This is a genomic window from Formosa undariae (assembly GCF_042427615.1).
In the GTDB taxonomy this organism is placed as follows: Bacteria; Bacteroidota; Bacteroidia; order Flavobacteriales; family Flavobacteriaceae; genus Formosa; species Formosa undariae.
Genome location: NZ_JBHMEZ010000029.1, coordinates 11,490 through 28,962 on the forward strand (window position 1 = coordinate 11,490; position 17,473 = coordinate 28,962).

The 17,473-nt window shown below is 35.8% G+C and carries 10 protein-coding genes; 2 read left to right on the forward strand and 8 right to left on the reverse strand.

The genetic code is table 11. The features are described 5' to 3' along the window. Position 1: 1 nt before the first annotated feature. Positions 2–2,428: a glycoside hydrolase family 95 protein gene (locus ACFFVB_RS16290; RefSeq protein ID WP_382384289.1), complete on the forward strand. Its 2,427-nt coding sequence runs from the start codon at positions 2–4 to the stop codon at positions 2,426–2,428. Positions 2,429–2,556: 128 nt separating this feature from the next. Continuing rightward, positions 2,557–4,719 (forward strand): beta-xylosidase, encoded by a 2,163-nt coding sequence (locus tag ACFFVB_RS16295; RefSeq protein ID WP_382384290.1) that lies wholly within the window; start codon positions 2,557–2,559, stop codon positions 4,717–4,719. Positions 4,720–4,832: 113 nt separating this feature from the next. On the opposite strand, the gene ACFFVB_RS16300 is transcribed toward ACFFVB_RS16295, so the two are convergent. The 8 genes from ACFFVB_RS16300 to ACFFVB_RS16335 form a co-directional block, all read right to left on the reverse strand. After that, entirely contained in the window at positions 4,833–6,341 is a 1,509-nt protein-coding gene (locus tag ACFFVB_RS16300) for an alkaline phosphatase D family protein (RefSeq protein ID WP_382384291.1), read from the reverse strand. Positions 6,342–6,459: 118 nt separating this feature from the next. After that, positions 6,460–7,974, reverse strand: coding sequence for a sulfatase family protein (locus tag ACFFVB_RS16305; RefSeq protein WP_382384292.1), 1,515 nt, complete (start codon positions 7,972–7,974; stop codon positions 6,460–6,462). Between the two features lie 85 nt (positions 7,975–8,059). Continuing rightward, positions 8,060–9,592: a sulfatase family protein gene (locus ACFFVB_RS16310; protein ID WP_382384293.1), complete on the reverse strand. Its 1,533-nt coding sequence runs from the start codon at positions 9,590–9,592 to the stop codon at positions 8,060–8,062. Between the two features lie 2 nt (positions 9,593–9,594). Next, complete coding sequence (locus ACFFVB_RS16315) at positions 9,595–11,160, reverse strand: sulfatase family protein (protein WP_382384294.1); 1,566 nt, start codon at positions 11,158–11,160, stop codon at positions 9,595–9,597. Positions 11,161–11,182: 22 nt separating this feature from the next. Continuing rightward, positions 11,183–12,796 (reverse strand): sodium:solute symporter, encoded by a 1,614-nt coding sequence (locus ACFFVB_RS16320; protein ID WP_382384295.1) that lies wholly within the window; start codon positions 12,794–12,796, stop codon positions 11,183–11,185. Between the two features lie 2 nt (positions 12,797–12,798). Then, the gene (locus ACFFVB_RS16325) at positions 12,799–13,761 is read right to left on the reverse strand and encodes an aldo/keto reductase (protein ID WP_382384296.1); all 963 of its coding nucleotides are present in this window, start codon (positions 13,759–13,761) and stop codon (positions 12,799–12,801) included. A 93-nt stretch (positions 13,762–13,854) separates the two neighbouring features. Then, positions 13,855–16,275, reverse strand: coding sequence for a glycoside hydrolase family 95 protein (locus ACFFVB_RS16330; protein WP_382384297.1), 2,421 nt, complete (start codon positions 16,273–16,275; stop codon positions 13,855–13,857). 996 nt (positions 16,276–17,271) lie between these two features. Then, positions 17,272–17,473 (reverse strand): T9SS type A sorting domain-containing protein (locus ACFFVB_RS16335; protein ID WP_382384298.1); only part of this gene is annotated, 202 nt, incomplete at its 5' end.

The following is a 17,473-nucleotide window of genomic DNA, read 5'->3' on the forward strand; positions in this document are numbered from 1 at the left end:
AATGAAAAGTTTAAAACTATTTACGTTTACAATAGTGATGTCTCAATTGGTGTTGGGATGCAAAAGTAATGCTGTTGTAGAAGACCAAAACACGACGAGTGCTGTTAATACAATATGGTACGATACGCCTGCTAAAAAATGGACAGATGCATTTCCAATTGGGAATGGTAAACTGGCAGCAATGACTTTTGGAGGAACTGATGTTGCGAAATTTCAGTTAAATGAAGAAAGTTTATGGGCAGGTGTTCCTGAAAATCCATATGCCGAAGATTTCCGTGAAAAGCTAACTACAGTTCAAAATTTAATTTTGGAAGGTAAAAGCATGGAAGCTAATAAGTTTGGTTTGGCAAATTTAACTGCTGGTCCTGCGTCGTTTAGATCTTACGAGCCCTTAGGAGATTTATTAATAGACTTCGATAATAAAAGTGAAGTTTCTAATTATAAAAGAGCATTAGATATGTCTACAGGGCTATCTACTGTTACCTACGATATCAATGGTTCTACAATAACTCAAGAGGCTTTTATTTCTGCAATAGATAATGTATTATGTATCCGTATATCGAGCACAGGGAAAGATAAACTAAACTTTAGTATTGCTTTACAGCGTCCAAAAGATGTTACAATTTCTGCGTTGCCTAATGGTTCTATTCATATGGACGGACAAATTGTAGATATTGAAGCGCCAGAAGCAAGAGACGAAAATGCTGGCGGTTCTGGTAAAGGTGGCGCGCATATGCGTTTTGCTGCACGACTAAATACAACTGTTAATGGTGGAACTATTACTGCTGAAAATGAAAAATTAAAAGTTAGCAATGCTAATGAAGTGGTTTTAAAATATACAGCAGCAACAGATTATAATTTAGAGTTACTAAATTTTGACAGAAGTATAGATCCAGTGGCGAAAGCAGAAAAGGTTTTAGAAGCCGCTTCTACTAAATCATGGAACGATATAAAAGGCGCGCATACTCAAGAGCATGCGGCAATGTTTAATCGTGTAAGTCTTGAAATGGGAGATCCTACATTAGATTCTTTATCTCTGGATGTACGTTTAAAAAATTATAAAAATGGCACTGTAGATTCTGGCTTAGAAGCACATTTGTTTCAGTTTGGACGCTATTTATTAATGGGAAGCTCTCGTGCTAACTCGGTTTTACCTGCAAATCTGCAAGGTAAATGGAGCGAACGTATGTGGGCACCTTGGGAAGCAGATTATCATTTAAATGTAAACCTGCAAATGAATTATTGGGCTGCAGACGTTGCTAATGTTTCAGAAACTATGGATCCATTAATTACGTGGTTTAAAAAAATTGTAGATGTAAGTAAACCGTATGCTAAAGAAATGTATGGTTCTAATGGATGGTTTTCTCATCATGCATCTAATCCTTTCGGGCGTGTTACGCCTTCGGCATCTACATTATCATCGCAGTTTAATAATGGTGTTTTAGATCCGTTACCAGGTGCATGGATGGTGATGAGTTTATGGGATCATTATGAGTATACGCAAGATGAAGTATTCTTAAAAGAAGAATTGTACCCAATGTTATCTGGAGCGAGTGAGTTTATCTTAGATGTATTGGTTAAAGATAAAGATGGAGTGTTGCACTTTTTACCGTCATCATCTCCCGAAAATCAATATTTAGACCCTTCAACGAACGAGATGTTAAGAATTACTTCAACATCAACATATCATTTATCTATAATTAAAGCTGTTTTTGGGGCAACTCAAGAAGCTGGATCTATTATAAATACAAATGATGATATCCAGAAACGTATTGTTGAAGCTCAAAAGGCATTACCTGATTTTCCGATTTCTGAAAAAAATGGAAGAATGATGGAATGGAGACAAGATTTAAAAGAGAAAGAACCTGGTCACAGACACCTGTCTCATATGCTTGGTTTACACCCATTTTCTATAATTACAGAAGAGACTCCAGAACTTTATGAAGCGGTAAGAACCAGTTTAGCATGGAGAGAAGAGAACGGACAAGGTGGTATGGGCTGGGCTTATGCTCACGGTTTGTTAATGCATGCTAGATTATTAGAAGGAGAAAAAGCACATAAAAACTTGGTGACCCTATTAAGTAAAGGACGAAAAAATAGTCTAATGAATACAATTGGGCCATTCCAAATTGACGGTAATTTAGGTGCAACAGCGGGCGTTTCAGAGATGTTGCTTCAAAGTCACTTAAAAGATGAAAATGGTAATTTTATTCTTCATCTATTACCTGCAATTCCAGAACAATGGTCTGAAGGGAAAGTTACAGGTTTGCATGCAAGAGGTGATTTCGAATTAGACATGGATTGGAGTAAAGACAACCTAATTGTTACTATTAGTTCAGAAAAAGGAGGTTCTTGTAAAGTTAGAGCGTTAGGAAGTACAAAAGATGTGGTATTAAAAGCAGGAGAACAAAGAGAATTAATTTTTTAGATGAAACACGTAAATAAATAAATTTTTTAATTTAAAAGTGACAATACTACTGAGGGTTTACACCTCATGGTTTGTCTCTTTTTTTTGTTAATACTATAAAATATTATGGATTTAATTAAATTAGATATATGAAAAAAACACTACATATTGGACTAACTCTATTTGTAATTATGAGTTGTTTTTCAATGCAGTCTGTTGCACAAAACAGTAAACAAGTAGACTCGAAAGTTTCAAAAAAAGTGGAGCAGCTTCTTGGGAAAATGACCTTAGACGAAAAAATTGCTGAACTGACTCAGGACGCACCTGCCAACGATAGATTAGGTATTCCTTTTATGAAGTTTGGCGAAGGTTTACACGGATTATGGGTAGATGGAGTTACCGTTTATCCGCAGGCTATAGCTTTAGGATCGACATGGGAGCCAGGGCTTATTAAAAAAATGGCAGAGCAAACAGCCTTAGAAGCTCGCGCCTTAAATATTACACATATTTATTCTCCTAATTTAGACGTTATTTCGGGAGATGCACGATACGGTAGAGTAGAGGAATCCTATGGTGAAGATCCGTATTTGGTTTCACGAATGGGTGTGGCTTTTATCCAGGGTATGCAAGGTATGGGAAGCGAGCGTTACGATAAAAATCATGTCATGTCTACTGCAAAACATTATGTTGGGTATCCGGAAAATAGACGAGGTATTAACGGTGGATTTAGCGACATGTCGGAGCGTCGATTACGCGAGATTTTCCTGCCTCCTTTTGAAGCTGCTGTAAAAGAGGCTCAAATCGGGAGTATTATGCCAGGTCATCAAGATTTTAACGGTGTGCCATGCCATATGAACTCTTGGTTGTTAAACGATATTTTACGAGACGAGTTAGGTTTCGATGGTTTTGTGGTGTCCGATAATAATGATGTCAGTCGTTTACAAACCATGCATTTTATTCCTGAAACTAGAGTAGAAGCTGCATTGCTAGCTTTAAAAGCAGGTGTAGATATGGATTTGGCCTTAGGTAAGGTTCCAGAACAATTAAGTTTTCATTCTACAATATTAAAGGACACGCTGACTAAAAACCCTGAGCTTGTAAAGTATGTCGATACGGCGGTATCAAGAATCTTAGCAGCAAAATATAAATTAGGATTATTCGATTCTAAACCTAAAGTAATAAAAGCAGATACTATTGTAAGTAAAAAAGAACATCAAGAATATGCTTATGAAGTGGCTAAAAAAGCCATTGTTTTATTGAAAAACGACAATAATTTACTGCCTCTTGATCTTAAAAATATTAAATCTTTGGCTGTTATTGGACCAAATGCTACAGAAGAACGTCCTGTAGAATATAGTAGTTATGCTTTATTAGGCGGGTATTCTGGATTGCCACCCTATTATGTGTCGGTTTTAGATGGTATTAAAGCTAAGGCAAAAGGGGATGTTAAAATTAATTACGCTAAAGGTTGTGATTTAAATGGAGATTCTAAAGCAGGGTTTGCCGAAGCTATCGAGGCAGCCAACAATTCCGATGCTGTGGTGCTTGTTATCGGTGGTTCTCGTAGAACTGGTGGTGAAGGTGTCGATCGTTCGGATCTTGATTTAGTTGGTGTTCAAAATGAATTAGTAGAGGCTATCCAGAAAACAGGAAAGCCGGTTATTGTGGTTCTAATAAACGGACGCCCGTTATCTATAAATTATATTGCAGAAAATATTCCTTCGGTGTTAGAAACTTGGTATTTAGGTATGCGTTCTGGAGATGCTATTGCTGATGCTATTTTTGGAGATGTTAATCCTGGTGGAAAATTAACTGTGTCATTTCCGCGTTCTGTTGGTCAGCTTCCTGTTACATATTTAGAGCGTCCCGACTTTGTGGGTTCAGGTAAAGGGAAGTATAAATATGCCGATAAATCGCCGTTATTTCCATTCGGATTTGGATTAAGTTATACCACATTTAAGTACTCAGAATTAAAGTTAGCAGATAACAAAATTAATTCAGAAGGGTCTACGACGGTGTCTGTTGAAGTCACAAATACGGGTGATACATTTGGAGATGAGGTCGTACAAATGTATGTGCGTGACGATTATGCTTCAGTGGGGCGTTACTTGAAAATGTTGAAGGGTTTTAAACGTATCAGCCTAAAACCAGGAGAAACAAAAACAGTGTCTTTTAAACTCGGTTTCGATGAATTAAATATTTTAAATCAAAGTATGAAAAAGGAGGTCGAAGCAGGAACGTTTACTATTTCTGTTGGAGCGTCTTCTTTAGAAAAAGATTTAAAGAAAATACAACTTCGCGTAACTCAATAATAAATTAACAATAGGTTCTTATTGTTAATTGTAAGGCTTAAATCAATAAAAAAGAGCGTAATAGTGAAATTTATAATTTCATTATTACGCTCTTTTACTTTGTGCTAGAACTATTATTTTACATCTTTTACGGCCAAATTAAGTTGGTTGCCACTTTCGTCTATAGTTTCAAAACTAAGTTGTGCTGTTTTTCCGTTTTCTGGTGGTGCTATTTTAATTAATAAGAAACCGCCTGTAGGATCTTCTTGTATGTAAGGCTGCTTTATTAATCCTAAAGGATCTGTAGATCCTACGTCGCCTGGTTTTCTTCCTGGTCTTGAGTTTTGTCCGTTTATGGTTCCTGTTCCAAATTCTTCAAAACCTGCGGGATGAATAGAGTGGTATTGCCAATGGCGATCCCCTGTAATAATATAGAAGTTTTTGTCAACCTTATTCTTTTTCAACCAATGAAAAAAGGCATCACGTTCTTGTTGAAAACCGCCATAACTCACATGGTTGTCATGTTTAGAAGCATCGTCTGGGCCAACTAAAGGAGACGCAACAATAAACAGTTTAAACGTCGCTGTGCTCTCTAGAAGCGATTGTTTTATCCATTTTAACTGGTCTTCACCCCAAATAGATTTATGCGGTCCGTCTGGTAAGGTATTGTTATCTCGGTAGTCTCTACCTTCGGGCATCCAAATTTGCAAATGTTTGTTTATTTGTCGTGTTCGGAATGTTACTGGATTTTCGTCTTCTGGTGCTGCTACAGGTGTTTGTTCTAAAAATGTAGATCTGGCTAAGCTTGGCGATGGTGCTTTTCCATTTTCTTCATTGTCGCTATCATTGTATCTGTATTCATGATCGTCTTTCATGAAGTAAACGGGTACTTCTCCAAGAAAATTATACATACGTGGCATGGCCATTTGGCGGTGCCACTTAGCTCTTAATTCGGTTTGTGTTTTTGCTATGCCTTTATTTGGGTAGTCATAATATACGGTGTCTCCCGTTTGAACCCAAAATGCAGGTTGTGTTTTTTGCATGGCAGCCAAAGCGGGAAATCCGAGTTTTCTATCTTCACCTTGAGCAGCTCTACTTTTTTCTTTTGCTCGTAAGGCACCACCTCCAAGGAAGAATTTACCTAAGTTCATGCAAGACGTTACAACAAAAGAAACAGGTTTTTCTTGTTCAGGTGTTTGTAAGGTTGAAAAGGAACTTGTAGGTCCCGTTTGCGTATCTAATTCTGTAATACCGTAATGTACTCTGACATAATATTTGGTATCTGAATCTAGTTGGTCTATTTTAAATTTTACAACAAAATCGTTATCTGGAGTCGCTTTAATCCAAGACGATGAGTTTGCTTTTTTGAATTTAGGATGATCTGAAATTTCAAATTTAGCGACACCAGAAACACCTTCAATATCATAACTTAATAAGGCTTCAGGCGTACTAAAACCATTTTCGGGCATACTGTTTTGCTTAGTCAGTCGGGTTTGTAAAATAGCAGAAGACTGACTTACTTCTCCAATCATTTGGGGGAAGCTGTACATTGAAGGGTCTTTGCTTAAATAGGCCCAAGATGGTGTAAATGATAAAGCAGTGGCACCGGCTCCGGATAGTTTGATAAAATGTCTTCGTTCCATTTCTTATGATATTTTAATTAGTTAACGCTTTCAGCTTCGATAGTAGCGAGATCTCTTTTTTATCTCTTATATCTATTCTGAAAATTGAATAGGGGTTTTATAGTGTAAAAAGGGTTTGTTATTTTAAATACCCTTTGTCCATTTCTTGTTTTAAATAATCTTGCATGTCTTTGATTTTTTCAGGATATCTTTCAAATAAATTCACACGTTGTTCAGGATCTTTTTCTAAATCAAAGAGTAAGCCTTCTGTTGAAAAATCACTGTAATGTCTCAATGTTTTAAATGATTCTGGCATTCTTGAAACAGAGCCTGTGGTGTTATTAATGTATAACCATTTGTCTTTTCGTACAGCATATCCTCCTGCATTGGTATTATGAATGGTTGCTGTTCTTTGATTGTTTAGGTTTGGTTTTTCGGTAATAATTGATAAAAAACTTTGACTATCGATGGCTCCCGTTTCAGGGATTTTAGTTTCAGTAATTTCTAAAAGTGTTGCCATTATATCGACCTGAGAAATTAGGTTATCGGAAACTGTTCCTGCTTTTATATGGTTCGGCCATTTTATAACAAACGGAATGTGGTGTCCGCCTTCCCAAAGATCTCGTTTTAAACCTCTGTAATTGCCCATACTGTAATGGTCGAATTTTTCAGCTCTTTCAAAAGCAAATTTTTCGGGGCCATTATCTGAACTAAAAATAACAATGGTGTTTTCTTCAAGACCATTGTTTTTAAGGGCTTCTAAAACTTGTCCCGCAATCCAGTCTGTTTGAACCATAAAATCGCCATAAGCACCTGCTCCCGATGTGCCGTCAAATTCATCATTAGGAATAATTGGGGCATGAGGAGATGGTAAGGCTAAATATAAAAAGAAGGGTTTATCTTTTTTTTGATTATCGATCCAAGATATTGTTTTTTTAGTTAATGTAGGTAGTACGTTGTACGGATCCCAGCCAGCGACCTTGGGACCTGGACGCGAATCCCAATCCAATTCTTTAGCTTTTCTTTCAAACTGATTAAATTCAAAAAAATCATTCGGAATGTCTACAAATTTATCATTTTCTACCCATGCATACGGTGGGAAATTGATGGTGCCATCTCCAAAATAATAATTAAATCCACGATCTAAAGGGCCTCCGGTTAAGGGGGCTTCCCAATCAATATCTTCGACTAAATACGTCTTGTGAGTACGCCCCCAGTAGGTGCGTTCGCCAGTGGGGTCTTTATTAATAAAATTCCAATGCCAACCTAAATGCCATTTCCCAATAGCCGCAGTTTCGTAACCTTCTGTTTTTAAAAGCTGCGGAAGTGTTACATCTGTGTCTTTAAAAAGCGGTTCGCCAAACGACTTAACAATACCGTGGGTTCTTCTCCAATGATACTGACCAGTTAACAAGGCAAAACGGCTAGGGGAACAAATTGCCGATGAACTATGAGCGTCTGTAAAACGCATGCCTTCGGAAGCTAATTTGTCTAGATTAGGTGTTGGTATTTTAGAATTTGGATTCTGACAATTTAAATCTCCAAAACCCATGTCATCAGCATAAATAATAACAATATTAGGTTTCTGTGCGTACGTGCAATTAAACAAGCATACCATAAAAACTGTAATGATATTTATGGTGATGTCTTTCATTTGTTTTTTATTAAATGTGATAATATGGATTGGTCTCTTCGTTAAATTAACAAGTCGTTATTCTAACTCAAATAAGTGTTAAATCTTATTTGTTAAGTTGCTCCCAATTAGGACCTTCGTTTCTGATTTCAATCCATTCCTTAATCATTATTGGTTTTAATGTATTTACCATATCTGGCTCAACAGAAACGAGATCTACTTTTTGTTCAGGATCTTTTGATAAATTATAAAGCTCGAAAGTTTCAGGAATAGACGTTTTCATCCAATCCATTAAGGTTAATTCTTTTGTTTTGTCTGGAAATCTTCCAATTAATGTATACTCATTATAGCGCATGCCTATATGTGGCATTCTAAAATAAGTGTCTTCATGGTTTGGATATATCCATAAATATGGTTTTTCTCTTTTTATCTTTTGTCCAAGAAAAGCGGGGAAAGCGTTAATACCATCAAAGTGTATTCCACTAGGCATTTCTACTTGAGCAAGGTAAGCTGCAGTTGTAATAAAGTCTGTCGCTACTACCATCTCATCGCTTATTGTTCCTGCTTTTATTTTTGCGGGATAACGAATTATACCAGGTACTCTATGTCCGCCTTCGTAAGGAAATCGTTTCATACCTCTAAAAATGCCTGGATTACCAAAGCAATTATCTCGTGTAGGAGCTTCCCATTCACCTTGAGATTCTTCTAAATTAACGGGCGATTCAGGACCATTATCACTAGTGAAAATAACCATTGTATTTTCTGTTAATTGTTCCTTATCGACTGTGGCCATAAGATTCTCAAAAGCTTTATCTAACTGAGAAACGGTACCGTAATATTCTTTTTTATTCTTGCTAATATCATATTCCGGACGAGCAACACCACCATAGCTAATAGATTGCTCTAAACTATCTACTGTAGCATTGTCATACATCGCGCTAAATTCTTCAGGAGGAGAAAGAGGCGCGTGAGGTTCGTGTGTAGAAACAATTAAAAGAAAAGGTTTGCTTTTATCTCTTTTGTTCGTTAGCCAGTCTGTCGCTTCTTCCGTTAAGACATCGCAATACCATCCGTTTACTTCACCTACATTTTCTCCGTTTCTAATAAAATTTCTAAAATTTTTCGGACCATTATATGCATTATGTGTAGATGCGAACCAGTAATCGAATCCTTGATCGCCAGGGTTTGGTTCTGTAGCTTTCGATGTTTTTTCTAGTCGAGATAAATGCCATTTTCCCATAAAAGCAGTTTCATAGCCGCCAGATTTAAGGATTTCTGCAATCGTTGTTTCGCTGTCTCTTAAATGTGTTCCTGCAAAGCCTTGTAGGTAGTAAAATCCGCTTCTATACGGGTTTTTTCCCGTTAATAGCCCTGCTCTAGAAGGTGAGCAAACCGTTCCTGCCGAGTGCAGGTCGGTAAGTAGTACGCCTTCTGAAGCAAACTTATCTATGGCAGGTGTTTGTATAATCGGGTTGCCATAACAGCCTAAATCACCATACCCCAAATCGTCTGTTAGGTAAATTATAATATTAGGTTTTACCTCTTTTATTTCTCTTGTTTCTTTCGCTTCAGATTTACAACTAACAAACGCTATTGATATAAATAAATGTAGAAGTACTATTTTAGTGTGACTTCTCATTCTTATTTTTTTGATTTTGATGCTTCATTTAATTTTTCCCAATACGGACCTTCATCTCTAATCTCTAACCATTGTTCTAGTAGTATTGGTTTTAATTTTTCGACCATTTCTGATTCTGTAGAGGCAAGATCTGTTTTTTGTGACGGATCGTTAGCTAAGTTGTAAAGAGAAAATGTTACAGGTACAGATGTTTTCATCCATTCCATAATTGTCACATCGTCTTCTTTGTCTTTAAATTTTCCAATAAGCGTATAGTCGTTATAGCGCATAGCCATATGTGGCATTCTAAAATAGGTATCCTCGTGCGTAGGGAAAATCCATAAGTATGGTTTTTCTCTTTCTATTTTTTCACCAAGAAAAGCAGGAAATGCATCTATTCCGTCTAAGTTTATGTTTTGTGGCGCTGGAACTTGTGCAAGTTTAGCCGCTGTTGTTATAAAGTCTGTTGCAACTACCAATTCATTACTAATTGTTCCTGCTGGAATTTTAGCGGGGTAACGAATAATACCAGGCACTCTGTGTCCACCTTCGTAAGGGAATCTTTTCATTCCTCTAAGATCACCAGGTGTTCCAAAACAATAATCACGTATTGGATCTTCCCATAAACCTTGAGATTCGTCTAAATTTACTGGAGATTCAGGACCGTTATCACTTGTAAAAATCACCATAGTATTTTCAGTCAAGTTCTCATCATCTACCGTTTTCATTAGATTAGCAAAAGCTTGATCCAGTTGAGAAATTGTTCCGTAATACTCTTTTTTATTCATTGAAATATCGTGTTCTGGTCTTGCAACACCACCATAACTAATAGACTGTTCCAGACTATCTACAGTAGCATTGTCGTACATGTCGCTATATTCTTCTGGCGGGGCAAGTGGCGTATGTGGTTCGTGTGTCGATACAATAAGAAGGAACGGTTTACTTTTATCTCTTTTGTTTGTTAACCAGTCTGTAGCTTCTTCTGTTAACACGTCGCAATACCATCCGCTTACTTCACCAACATCTTCTCCGTTTCTAATAAATTTTCTGAAGTTCTTAGGCCCTTCAAAAGCATTGTGAGTAGATGCAAACCAATAGTCGAAACCTTGATCGCTAGGGCTAGGCTCTTTGGCTCTAGATGTTTTTTCTAAACGGGATAAATGCCATTTTCCCATAAAAGCAGTTTCGTAGTCACCTGATTTTAAAACTTCAGCAATGGTAACTTCACTATCTCTTAAGTGTGTTCCTGCATAACCTTGTAGGTAATAGAATCCGCTTCTGTAAGGGTTTCTACCTGTTAAAATTCCTGCACGCGATGGCGAACAAACTGTTCCTGCTGAGTGAAGATCTGTAAGTATTACACCTTCGGAAGCGAACTTGTCTATTCCAGGTGTTTTAATAATAGGGTTCCCGTAACATCCTAAATCACCATAACCAAGATCGTCTGTTAGGTAAATAATTATGTTAGGCTTTTTTTCTATTGGTTCTGCAGCGGCTACTTCTTTAGATTTCTTATCGTTACATGAGAAAAGGGAAAGCGTAACTGCTACTAAAAGTAATAAATGAATGGGTTTGTCGAATATCTTCATAAGGAACTATGTTAGGGGTTATTTATGCGAAAATTATGTATAATACTATGATTAGAAATAGAAGAATACCAGTGTATAAACGGACATCTTTTATGCCTTGAAATTTATCTTTATTTAAAAATTGAAATGGGGTGTCCCAAGTATATTCTAATTGTGCTTGTGTTGGTTTAGGAGTGGCGTAGCTAATAGCAAAATAAATTACAGAACAAATGCAGAATAACCACCAAGCTTGCATCATAAAAGGGATGCCTAGGGTATCTGTGATTAATTCTGGATTTCCAGAAAGCGGTGGTATAAAGTCTACACTAAAGGCACCTATACCCAGTACGAATCCAATCATTAATGTATATAAAGAAGCTTCTTTTGTTCCTCTTTTGCTAAATACACCAAATATAAATACGGTTGCAATTGGTGGTGCTAATGCGGCAGCTATTTTATTGATAGCTTCAAAAATACTGTTAAACTTGCCGCCTTGTGTAGACCAAGCCATAGCTAAAATCATAACAATTACAGCTACCCATTTTCCAATTACCACTTGTTTTTTATCGGTAATAGAAGGATTCATTCTTTTTGCTATATCAATAGCTACTAAAGTAGAACAGCTATTAAGAGCCGCAGCTATGGTGCTCATAAGAGCAGAAAGCAACGCCGCAGCAAAAATGCCTTTTATTCCTACGGGAAGTAAATTATTAATCAATACAGGTAAAGTTTCGTTACTTGTAGTTATTTGTTCTTTAAACAGTACATAGCCTATAATACCAGGCAATACCATGATAAAGACGGGCAGTAATTTTAGAAAACCAGCAAAAATAGGTCCTTTTTTTGCGTCATCTTCACTTTTTGCAGCTAGTACACGCTGAACAATAGTTTGGTCTGTACACCAATACCATATTCCTATTATCGGGTAACCTAAGAAAATAGAGTACCAGGTGAGTCCTGAATCACCTTCATGACCAGGAGTTCTAAGCATACTTAATTGATCTGGTTTTATGGCGTTTTTAAAATCGGCAATAGAGTGTACACCAACTTGTGGCAATGCTTCAATTGCAAAATAGGTTAATAATATGGCGCCTACAATAAGTATAATGGTCTGAACACTTTCTGTAATAACAACAACTTTTAAACCGCCCATGATGGTATAGGTCGCGGTGATTACCGAAATGATTAAAATCGAGATGTATTCATCAATTCCAAATAATGAATTAAAAACAATTGCACCAGCATAAAGACTCATCCCAATGTGTACAAATAAAGCACCTAGTATGGCCATAAAAGCTAGGAAAGACCTGGATGCACCGCCGTATCTTTTTTCTAGAAATTGAGGTAGCGTAGAAATTTTACTTCTAAAATAGAATGGTGCAAATATTAACCCCAATAGGATTAAAACAATTGAAGCCATCCATTCAAAATTCCCCCAGACTAAGCCATCTTCAAAACCTGAAGCGGCTAAGCCTACCAAATGTATTGTAGAAATATTACTAGCAAAAAGTGACGCACCTATAACAATCCAATTTAAACTTCTTCCAGCTAAAAAATAATTGTCGGTGGTCAAGTTTGTTTTTCTTGAGGAAAGAATCCCTAAGGATAATATTCCCAGTAAATAAAGGATAATTATAAATAAGTCTATACTATTCATCGCTATTTGTTAAAACCTCCAAAATCAAAGTCTGTGTTCTTTATAGACTCTAAATATACTAGTGTTTTTTCAATCACAGATAAATTTATTGGTTCTTGACTCCAATCTAGGTTCTGATTTAATATGTTTTGATTGCTACAACTGAATAATGTTGTATTTATTTCGGTGTTTTGAAGTGCAAATTGCAATGCGATTTTTTCGATAGGAATGTTTGCATCTTTGCAATACGCTATAGTTTTTTTAATGACTGCTAATTCTTTAACGTTAACTGGATACCAATCCGGTGGTCCTTTATGCGTTAGTAACCCACTGGCAAAAGGGGAGGCATTAACCAAACCTACATCTTTTGCCTTAATTTTTGGTAACAGTTTTAATAATAGATCGTTAATTAGTGTATAATGATTATGCACAAGGATAACATCTAAATCGTAATTAGAAATGACATGGTCAAGTACTTCTATAGGGTAGCACGATGCTCCTATAAATTTTATTTTCCCTTGTTTTTTTAAATCCTTTAATGCATCAAGACCTTCTGTTAGGGCTAGTTTTAAATATTGTCCTTGGCCATATTCTATATCGTGTAAAAACACAATATCAATATAATCTGTATTCAGTCGTTTTAAACTAGACTCCACAGACTTTATGATAGAATTATATGAGAAATTAAATATAGGAGGAAGCGATGCTGTTTTTCCTGCTTTTGTTGAAATGATAAAATCATCTCGCTTAAGACTTTTTAAACCTTCTCCCAGAACTATTTCTGAAGTAGCCGCTCCAAAAGTAGAGCTTTGTCTACCATATGCTGGAGAGGTGTCAAAATAATTGATACCTCTATCGAAGGCGGTATGAATGGTTTTGATTGCTTCGTTTTTATCTGTTTTTTCAAACATGCCTCCAACCGCAGAGGCTCCAAAACCTAAATGGCTTATTTTTAAATCGGTTTTTCCTAACCTATTATATCTCATGATCGATTTGGGGTTTTAAGACTCTAGATTGATTTGTATTATAGGGGAGGGTTTTGAAGCTATTAATCGATCTAATAATATATGCTTTTGGGGTTATAAGTTTTCTATAGTGTAGGTCTGTCCTTTTTCTGTGCTAAACTCAATAATTTGGTTTGCACGTTTTTTGAAACGGACTGATTTTCCATTAGACATTACTTTAACGTTACTTGGCATTTTGATTTTACACGTTGCTCCGGCTTTCGATAAGATGGATACTGTGTTTACTTTTTCGTTTTTCCAACTAAAATCAAATTCAAAGGCACCTCTAGCCATTACTCCGTTAAATGTTCCATCGGCCCATTCTGAAGGTAATGCTGGTAAAAGTTCGACATAGCCTTCATTAGATTGGATTAACATTTCTGTGATTCCTGCAGTAACTCCGAAAGATCCATCAACTTGTAACGGTTTGTAGCATTTTGCAAAAAGAGACATGTAACATTGTTCTTTTATGTACCCTTTAAAAATGTCGTTTGCTCTATCTCCATCTTTTAATCTAGCCCATAAAGCCATTTTCCAACCTCTAGAGAAACCTGTTCCACCATCTCCACGTTGTTCTAAAACATTTTTAACAGGCTCAATAAATTCAGGTGTTTTATTTAAAGAGATAACGTTTCCTGGGTATAAACCATATAAGTGAGAGAAGTGTCTGTGTTGTTCTTCTTTTTGTTCGTAGTCTTTAGTCCATTCTTGAAGCATACCGTCTTTTCCAACTTGATTTGGTGGAAATAATTTTCTTGCATCAGATACTTTTTTTGCAAATTCTTTATCTACGCCTAAAACTTGGGTTGCAGAATCGTAATAGCTAAATAAATCTTTTAAGATTTGCATATCCATTGTTGCTCCAGCAACTATGGTTGTAAAATAATAATTACCAGTAACTTCATCATAGAAGTATTCGTAACCTTTTCCTTTTGGAGGGTTTTCTGGAGAGTTAGACGGGTTTGTTACTAACCACCCTGTTTCTGGATATTCTACAAGGAAGTCCATGAAAAACTCAACAGCACCCTTCATCGTTGGATAGATGTCTTTTAAGTATTCTTTGTCCTGTGTAAAAAGGTAATGTTCCCACATATGTGTCGTTAACCAAGCACCACCTACAGTAAATGTTCCCCATGTTGGACCGTCCATTGGTGCGGCTACTCTCCAAATATCAGTGTTTTGGTGTAATACCCATCCTTTTGCTCCGTAATGCTCTTTTGCAACCTCCGAACCTTGATCTGTAAGTTCTTTAATCATGGTGGTTAAAGGTTCTGAAAGTTCAGATAAATTTGCTGTTTCTACAGGCCAATAATTCATTTCTGTATTTATATTGGTCGTGTATTTAGAATCCCAAGAAGGGTTCATAGAGTTATTCCAAATTCCTTGTAAATTTGCAGGTTGTGTGCCTGGTCTTGAAGAAGAAATAAGAAGATATCTTCCAAAATTATAACATAAAGTCGCTAACTGCGGGTCTGGCTTTGTTTCGATTTCAGACATTCTTTTGTTGGTAGGTAGATAAGAAGTCTCTGTTGTTGGTAATGTAAGTGTTACTCTATCAAAATATTTTTTGTAATCTGTTAATGCATCTTCTTTGATCGCAGAATAAGATTTTTTGGCAACATGATCAAGCATGTCTTGAACACGTTTATGTTGGTCTCCTGTAACATCTTTATAGTTGTTGAAGTTTGTAGCAGCGACAAAGTATAACGTAACGCTATTTGCATTTTTGATAGTAAGAATAGCATCATCTCGACTCATTTCTCCGCCATCATGATGTGCTTTAATCTGAGCTTCATATCTTAATCGTCCTTCTACACCCATATAGTCGGCAGATTTTCCAGTTAATTTTAACTGATCTGTACCTACACCGTCCATTCTAAAATAATCTGTAGCATAATTAGAGTGTGCACTATTTCTTACACCTCTAAGTTCTGCACCTACAGAAATACTATTAGGTTTATCGGCTGTAATTTTAATCGCTATGGTTTGATCTATTGCAGAAGCAAAAATTTCTCTCTTATAATTAACGCCATTAGACGTGTAAGTAACCGTTACAATTCCGGTTTTTAAATCTAGAGATCTTTTGTAGTTTGTTATGTCTTCCTTTTTGAATGTTAGGCGTAGGTTTGCAAGAGATTGGTATTTTTGTTGTTCTACAGGGTATCCCATTAACGCACGACCAAATAATTTATGGGCTTTTATAGGCTCATCATTGAAAAGAAGTTCTTGAATTTCTGGAAGTTTTTTATATCCACCTTCTACAACGGTAGAATATGGTCCTCCAGACCAATAAGTCTCTTCATTAAATTGTATATCTTCTGCGTCTTGTTTTCCAAAAACCATAGCACCTATACGACCGTTTCCAACAGGTAAGGCGTCTTCCCAAATAGCTGCAGGTTGGTCGTACCAAAGTAATGTGGCAGGATCAATATCTTGACCAAAAAGTTGTGTTCCGAAAAATAGAAGGGTAAAGAATAGTTTGAATGTTAATTTCATAGTTGTAAAATTATTAAATAGTAGTTTGCTGCTCTTGCTATGTTTGTTTTAAGTTTAAATTTTTGGGACGCTCTTATCGTTAATTCGAAGAGATGCGAATAAAAAAATCAATATGAATAATTAAATTTAAAAAAAGGAGTAGAAGTCAATTGCTGTGCTACTACTCCCGGACCTACTCAAATTATCGAAATCTTAATTTAGTCTTTTTAAAGTAAATTTATTAATATGTAAAGTTATATGAAATGTTGTGTAATAAGTTTGCGATTTTAACGTATTTATATACTTTATTAACATTGTTTTATAAGTGTGTTATTTAGTTAATAAGAGTTATTAATGGCTAAATGTAACGATTTTTGTTTAAAAATTATAGTATAATCTCACTATTTAGGTATGTTTATTAACGTTATATTATAAAGTAATGAAAGTGTGAGGCGAGATTGGTGAATGTTACTTTTTCATAAGACCTGTTTGTTCTTTTTTGGCTAAATATATGACGTTTAAGAGGGCTTTAATTTTAAAAAAGAAGTCTAGTCTATGGCGGTTTTTGGGGTGTTTAAATAAATATAAACCATTATTTCGATGTGTAAATTCTCTTTTGTTCGTAGTAAAAAAAAAGGATTAGAAGTGTTGTATTCACTTATTTGATTCTGGAGTAAAATGTTTATGATTTTAAAAACAATAGATACTTTTATGATAAAAAAGATGACTAATGTTGATTATTGATTAACCGAATGTTTTTCGGTTTTTGATGGGTTACTTAGAGTGATTATTAATTTTAGTCTCTTTTTTTAAGTGTTAATTATTGCTATAATAATTAGTCTTCGGAATTGGAAGTTTTTCCTGCGGCATGGAGAGGTTGTTTTTTGCATCTATTGATTAAAATTTTAAATAGAACTGAGAATTCTATAAAACAAAAAAGACCTACACAAAATTTATTGTGTAGGTCTTTAATTTATTCAATATTCTGTGTCTAATAATTTAGAACAGATGTAAGATTTACTTGTTAATTACAAACTTCTTAACGGTGTTCTCTATTTTTATAAAGTAGATACCCGAGTTAAGGCTAGAGGTGTCGATAGCAGAGGCATTTACACGAATAGCGGTCGATTGCACAAGTGCACCGGTAATATTGTAAATTTGTACAGTCGTGTCTTTAGTTATTCCTTTAATGTTTAATGTGTTTTTTGCAGGAACAGGG